Here is a 7,364-nt window from a genome sequence, read left to right as displayed (position 1 = left end):
CCGCGGCGCTGAGCTGCGTCATCAACCACCACGACGCCTTGCGTTTGCGCTTTGTCGAAGACGCCGACGGTTGGCGGCAGGGCCACGGGCCGCTTGTGCAAAACGCCGATCTTTGGCAACGCGATGCCCGATCCGTCGAAGACCTCAATGCACTCTGCGACGAGGCGCAACGCAGCCTGAACCTGCAGGACGGTCCGCTGCTGCGCGCCATGCTGGTGAACCTGGCCGACGGGAGCCAGCGGCTGGCGTTGATCATTCATCACCTGGTAGTGGACGGTGTGTCGTGGCGCGTGTTGCTGGAAGACTTGCAGCAAGCCTACGAACAACTGGCGGCGGGCGGCGCGGTCACGTTGCCGGCCAAGACCAGCGCGTTCCAGAGCTGGACCGCGCGGTTGAGCGCCGAAGCGTCGCGCTTCGACGATCAGTTGGCTTATTGGCAAGCCCAGCACCAGGGCGCGGCGAACATTCCTTGTGATCGTCCGCAAGGCAGCCTGCAAAATACCCACGGCGCGAAGATCGAATGGCGCCTGGACACCGAGCTGACCCGGCAGTTGCTGCAACAGGCCCCAGCGGCCTATCGCACCCAGGTCAACGACCTGTTGCTGACCGCGCTGGCCCGCACCATCAGCCACTGGAGTGGGCAGTCGGACACGCTGGTGGAACTGGAAGGCCATGGCCGCGAAGAACTGTTCGACGACATCGACCTGACCCGCACGGTCGGTTGGCTGACCAGCCTGTTCCCGGTGAAGCTCACCGTTGCCGACGACCTCGACGGTTCGATCAAGACCGTCAAGGAGCAACTGCGCGGCGTGCCGGACAAAGGCCTGGGGTATGGCGTGCTGCGGCACCTGGCGGCGCCTTCGGTACAAGCGACATTGGCCGGTCTGGCGCAACCGCGCATCACCTTCAATTACCTCGGCCAGTTCGACCGTCAGTTCGACGAAACGGCGCTGTTGCTGCCATCCGGCGAAAGCAGTGGCGTCGCCCAGGACCCGACCGCGCCGCTGGCCAACTGGCTGACCGTGGAAGGCCAGGTGCATGGCGGCGAGCTGGCGCTGAGCTGGGGGTTCAGCCGTGAAATGTTCGACAGCGCGACCGTGCAGCAACTGGCCGATCGATACGCCCTCGAGCTCAAGGCGCTGATTCGACATTGCGTCAGTCTGGCGACGCCGCAAGCGACGCCGTCGGACTTCCCGCTGGCGCAAATCAGCCAGGCGCAGCTCGACCATCTGCCGGTGGCGGCTGGCCAACTCGACGATATCTACCCGCTGTCACCGATGCAGCAGGGCCTGTTGTTCCACACGCTGTACGAGCAGGCGGCGGGCGAATACGTCAACCAGCTGCGGGTGGACGTGCAAGGCCTGGACGCCGAGCGATTCCGTGCGGCGTGGCAGGCCACCGTCGCCGCGCAAGATATCCTGCGCAGCGGCTTCGTCTGGCAGGGCCAATTGCCGCAGCCGCTGCAGATTGTCCACAAGCAGCTGCAGTTGCCGTTCACGGTGCTCGACTGGCGCGAGCGTACCGAGCAGAGCGAGACCCAAGCCCAGGCCCTTGCCGCCCTGGCTGACGCCGAACGCGCGCAAGGTTTCGATCTGAGCCAGGCGCCGCTGTTGCGCCTGGTGCTGGTGCAGACCGGCGCCGAGCAGTGGCATCTGATCTACACCCATCACCACATCCTGATGGACGGCTGGAGCAATTCGCAGTTGCTCGGCGAGGTCATGCAGCGCTACAACGGCCACGCGCCGGGCCGCACCGCCGGACGTTATCGCGATTACATCGCCTGGCTGCAACGCCAGGATGGCCAGCTCAGCCAGGACTTCTGGAGCGAGCAACTGGCCGCGCTGCAAGAACCGACCCGGCTCGCCCGCGCGGCTTTGGGTGATGCTGGCCAGAGCGGCCATGGCGATCACTTCCTGACGCTGGATGCGCCACGCACGAAGGCGCTGGAGACCTTCGCCCGTCGGCAGAAAGTCACCGTCAACACGCTGGTGCAAGCGGCGTGGCTGCTGTTGCTGCAACGCTATACCGGGCACCAGACCGTGGCATTTGGCGCGACCGTGGCCGGGCGGCCGGCGGATCTGCCCGGCATCGAACAGCAGGTCGGACTGTTCATCAACACCCTGCCGGTGATCGGCACGCCGCGCCCCGACCAGACCGTCGGCCAGTGGCTGCAAGCGGTGCAGACGCAGAACCTGAGCCTGCGGGATTTCGAGCACACGCCGTTGGCGGACATCCAGCGTTGGGCCGGGCAGGGCGGGGAGGCGTTGTTCGACAACCTCCTGGTGTTCGAGAACTACCCGATCGCCCAAGCCTTGCAGCAGGGCACCGACAGCGACGTCACCTTTGTCGACGTGGCCAATCTGGAGCAGACCCACTATGCCCTGAGCGTGGCGGTCACCCTCGGTGAACAACTGGCGCTGCATTACAGCTACGAGCGTCGACAGTTCGCCGACGAGGTCATCAATCAGATCAGTGCTCACCTGCTGCACCTGCTTGAGCAATTCAGCCAGGACGCCGAACGCAGCCTGGGCGAAATCGCCTTGGCCAGCGTTGCGGAACACGCGCGGCAACAGGCCGACAACCACCCGCAGCCGTATCCGGTGGACATCGCCGTGCATCAGCGGATCGCCGCGTTGGCGACCGAGCGCCCGCAGCGCACGGCAGTAATCTTCAATGACCGGCACTTCAGCTACGGCGAGATCGACCAACGCGCGAACCAGTTGGCCCATGCCTTGATCGCCCGTGGTGTCGGCGCCGAAACCCGCGTCGGCGTGGCCCTGCCGCGCAGCGAAAGCGTGATCGTCGCGTTGCTGGCGGTGCTCAAGGCCGGCGGCGCCTACGTGCCGTTGGACATCAGCTATCCCCGGGAACGCCTGGCCTACCTGATGGAAGACGCCGGCCTGGCTTTGTTGATCAGTGACTCGCCGGTGGCGGCGCAATTGCCAGTGGCCGGATCGCTGCCGCTGCTGGAGCTGGATCGGGTCGATCTGCGCGAGCTGCCGGTCAGTGCGCCGCAGGTGCGACTCGATCCGCAGAACCTCGCCTACGTCATCTACACCTCCGGCTCCACCGGCAACCCCAAGGGCGTCAGCGTGGCCCACGGTCCGCTGGCGATGCACTGCCAGGCCATCGGCGAGCGCTATGAAATGCGCGACAGCGATTGTGAATTCCATTTCATGTCGTTCGCTTTCGACGGGGCCCACGAGCGCTGGCTCACCAGCCTGATCCACGGCGCCTCGCTGCTGGTTCGCGATGACAGCCTGTGGACCCCGGAACAAACCTACAACGCCATGCGCGAGCACGGCGTGACGGTGGTCGCGTTCCCGCCGGTGTACCTGCAACAACTGGCCGAGCACGCCGAGCGTGAAGGCAACCCGCCGAAAGTGCGCATCTACTGCTTCGGCGGTGACGCGGTGGCCAACGCCAGCTTCGAACGGGTCAAGCGCGCCTTGCAGCCTGAGTACATCATCAACGGCTACGGCCCGACCGAAACCGTGGTCACGCCTTTGATCTGGAAGGCCGGCTGCGAGGTGGCTTGTGGCGCGGCCTACGCGCCGATTGGCAGCCGCATCGGCGACCGCAGTGCCTACGTGCTCGATGCCGACCTGAACCTGCTGCCCCAGGGCATGCCCGGTGAGCTGTACCTGGGCGGCACCGGCCTGGCCCGGGGTTACCTGAACCGTCCGGGGCTGACCGCCGAGCGTTTTGTCGCCGACCCGTTCAGCGCCGGCGGCTTGCTCTACCGTACCGGCGACCTGGTACGCCAGCGCGCCGACGGCACCTTCGATTACCTCGACCGTATCGACAACCAGGTGAAGATCCGCGGTTTCCGCATCGAGCTGGGGGAAATCGAAGCCAGCCTGCAAGCCCTCGACGGCGTGCGCGAAGCGGTGGTCGTAGCCCAGGAGGGGGCTGCCGGCAACGGCAAGCGCCTGGTGGGCTACGTCGTGGCTGATCAATGGGTGCCGGATGACTTCGCAGAGAATCTGCGCGAACAACTCAAGGCGACCTTGCCGGCGCACATGGTCCCGGCCTATCTGCTGTTGCTCGAACGGCTGCCGCTGACCCCCAACGGCAAGCTCGATCGCAAGAACCTGCCCAAGCCCGACGCCAGCCAATTGCAGCAAAGCTACAGGGCGCCGCGCAGCGCGCTGGAGCAGCAACTCGCGGCGATCTGGCAGGACGTGCTCAAGCTTGAGCGGGTGGGCCTGCGGGATAACTTCTTCGAACTGGGCGGCGATTCCATCGTCTCGATCCAGGTGGTCAGCCGCGCCCGTCAGGCCGGGATTCACTTGACGCCCAAGGACCTGTTCCAGCACCAGACGCTAGAGATGCTGGCGACCGTGGCCCGCCAGGGCGAAGCCGCGCAAGTCATCGATCAGGGCCCGGTGACGGGTGAGCTGGCGCTGCTGCCAGTGCAACGCTTGTTCTTCGAGCAAGCGATACCGCAACGTCATCACTGGAACCAGGCGGTGCTGCTCAAGCCGACCGAGCCTCTGAAGGCATCGACTCTGAACCAGGCGCTGAGCGCTCTGGTGTTGCATCACGATGGCCTGCGCTTGAGCTTCACGGAGCAGGGCGAAGGCTGGAAGGCGGCTTACCGTCCTGCGCACGTTCACTGCGAAGACCTGCTCTGGACCGTCGACGCGCCTGACGCCTCGGCCTTGCAAAGCATCGCCAACGAAGCCCAGCGCAGCCTCGATCTGCAAGACGGGCCGCTGCTGCGGGCGGTGCTGGCGACCTTGGGCGATGGCAGCCAACGTCTATTGTTGGCGGTGCATCACCTGGTGGTCGATGGCGTGTCGTGGCGCATTCTGTTCGAGGATCTGCAATGGGCCTACCGACAGCTGTCCAGCGGCGCAGCGTTGCAGCTACCGGACAAAACCACCTCGGCGCAGGTCTGGGCCGAGCGCCTGCAAGACCATGCCCGCAACCCGGCGCTGCAGCAGCAACTGGCCTTCTGGCAGGCCCAGCTCGAAGGCATCGATGCGCGCTTGCCGATGGATAATCCACAAGGCGGCCAGCAGAACCGCCTCGCGCTGACCGTGCGTACGCGACTGAACGCCGCACTGACCCGACAACTGCTGCAAGACGCGCCCAAGGCCTATCGCACCCAGGTCAACGATTTGCTGCTGACGGCCCTGGCGCGGGTCATGGTGCGCTGGACCGGCACCGACAGCGCGCTGGTCCAACTCGAAGGCCACGGCCGCGAAGCGCTGTTCGACGATGTCGACCTGACCCGCACCGTCGGCTGGTTTACCAGCCTCTACCCGGCCCGACTCACGCCGCAGGCCGACCTTGGAGATAGCCTCAAGCAGATCAAGGAGCAGCTGCGGGCGATTCCCGACAAAGGCCTCGGTTTTGGTGCCCTGGCGCATCTGGCGGATGACGCCACGCGGTCGATTCTGGCGCGGCTGCCGACGCCAGGCCTGACCTTCAACTATCTGGGCCAGTTCGACACCAGCTTCGACGCAGCCGACGGCGCCTTGTTCGTGCCGGCCAACGAAGCGGCCGGCGATGAGCTGGACGCTGAAGCACCGTTGTCGAATGTGCTGGCGTTGAACGGCCAGGTGTTCAATGGCGAACTGAACCTGGGCTGGACCTTCAGCCGCGAGCAGTTCAACCAGGCGACCATCCAGGCCTTGGCCGACGAGTATGCGCTTGAGTTGCAGCGGCTCATCGAGCATTGCTGCCAGAGCGGACATCACGGCGTGACGCCATCGGACTTCCCGCTGGCGAGCCTGAGCCAGCAACAACTGGACGGGCTGCCGCTGCCGACGGCGCAGATCGTCGACCTGTATCCGTTGTCGCCGATGCAGCAAGGCATGCTGTTCCACGGCGTGTATGGCGAAGCCACCGGCGACTACATCAACCAGTTGCGCCTGGATGTGGAAGGGCTGGAGCCGCAGCGTTTCCGCCAGGCCTGGCAAGCGGCGGTGGATGCCCACGATATCCTGCGCACGCGGTTCGTCTGGCAAGGGGATTTGCCGGCGCCGGTGCAGGTGGTCAGCAAATACCTGGAGCTGCCTTACAGCGTGCAGGATCTGCGCGGCGATCCGTTGCCTGACCAGGCCTTGCAGGCCCTGGCCGATGCCGAACGCGAGCAACTGGACCTGAGCGCGTCGGCGCTGATACGCCTGATGATCGTGCGCCTCGACGAGCAGCGTTATCACCTGATCTACAGCCACCACCACATCCTCATGGACGGCTGGAGCAATTCGCAGCTCCTCGGCGAAGTGCTGCAACGCTACAGCGGTCAACCCGTCGCCGTGTCCGGCAGCCGCTACCGCGACTACATCGCCTGGCTGCAACGCCAGGACGCGGCGGCCAGCGAAGCGTTCTGGAAACCGGCGCTGCAACAGCTGGAGGCGCCAACACGATTGGCCGATGCGGTGGCCAAACCGGCCGACATGGGCAGCGGTTACGGCGATCACGTCCACGTGCTGGACGAAGCGTTGACCCGCCGTCTGGAAGCCTTCGCCCGCGCCTCGAAAGTCACCGTCAACACGCTGGTGCAAGCGGCCTGGTTGCTGCTGTTGCAGCGCTACACCGGCCAGGCCACCGTGGCTTTCGGCGCGACCGTGGCCGGGCGTCCGGCGGATTTGCCCGGCATCGAGCAGCAGATCGGGCTGTTCATCAACACCTTGCCGGTGATCGCCAGCCCTCGGGCCGAGCAGACCTTAGCCAGCTGGCTGCAAGCGGTGCAGGCGCAGAACCTGGCCTTGCGCGAGTTCGAACACACCGCGTTGCTGGATATCCAGCGCTGGGCCGGGCAGGGCGGTGACGCGCTGTTCGACAGCCTGCTGGTGTTCGAAAACTATCCGATCGCCCAGGCGTTGGAGCAGGGCGCGCCGGACGGTTTGCGTTTTGGCTCGCCGGTGACTCAGGAGCAGACCAACTATCCGTTGACGCTGCTGGTGGGGTTGGAGCGGCAATTGTCGGTGCACATGAGTTATCAACGGGCGAGCTTCTCGGCCGCTACGGTTGAGCGGCTGGCGGCGCATCTGGCTCAGTTGCTTGGGCAGATGAGCGCTAATGGCGAGCGCTGCCTCGGTGAACTGTCGATGCTGGAATTCGATGAGCATCAGCGTTTGACCCATGACTGGAACCCGGTCGATGCGCCGTTCGAACAGGACGTTTGTGTTCACCAGCTGATTGCCCGCCAGGCCGACGCTTCGCCGGATGCCCTGGCAGTGACTTTTGCCAACACACGCCTGAGCTACAGCGAACTCGACGGCCGGGCCAATCGCCTGGCCCACAAGCTCATCGAACTGGGCGTCGGCCCAGAGGTGCGGGTGGGCGTGGCGATGCCGCGTTCCGAGCAGTTGCTGATCGCCTTGCTGGCGGTGCTCAAGGCCGGCGGC

1 protein-coding gene is annotated in these 7,364 nt (G+C 65.4%); it reads left to right on the top strand.

The window, feature by feature from the left end; translation table 11 throughout:
• The coding region (locus ACE04F_RS01975) for an amino acid adenylation domain-containing protein (RefSeq protein ID WP_486104386.1) at positions 1 to 7,364 on the top strand (7,364 nt) is incomplete at both ends.

The sequence above is a fragment of the Pseudomonas sp. AGC41 genome (genome assembly GCF_057334555.1).
Note: the sequence above shows the minus strand (reverse complement) of the source record. Positions and strands in the feature narration are given on the sequence as shown.